Annotated in this window: 1 protein-coding gene; it reads right to left on the bottom strand. The window is 55.2% G+C overall.

All coding sequences use genetic code 11. The features are described 5' to 3' along the window. Positions 1–223 (bottom strand): hypothetical protein (locus ABR397_RS25715; protein WP_350307949.1); only part of this gene is annotated, 223 nt, incomplete at both ends.

Here is a 223-nt window from a genome sequence, read left to right as displayed (position 1 = left end):
CCAACAGGGCATTATGCCGATAGTTCAGCAAACTACTAAAGAGAGGGATCTCTCCCTGCACATTACTGCAACGCTGGGCCAGCGCCAGTGAAGCATGTTCATGTTCCAATAGCCCAGCGAGTCGGGTATGGGCGGCCTGCACGCTGTCCCGTACCGGCGTATCATTGATATCCAGCCGCAGCGGCAAGGTATTGATAAACAGCCCCATGCCATTGTCGGCACT

The sequence above is a fragment of the Photorhabdus viridis genome, assembly GCF_040256935.1.
Taxonomy (GTDB): Bacteria; Pseudomonadota; Gammaproteobacteria; order Enterobacterales; family Enterobacteriaceae; genus Photorhabdus; species Photorhabdus viridis.
This window is presented reverse-complemented; position numbering and strand designations above follow the sequence as displayed.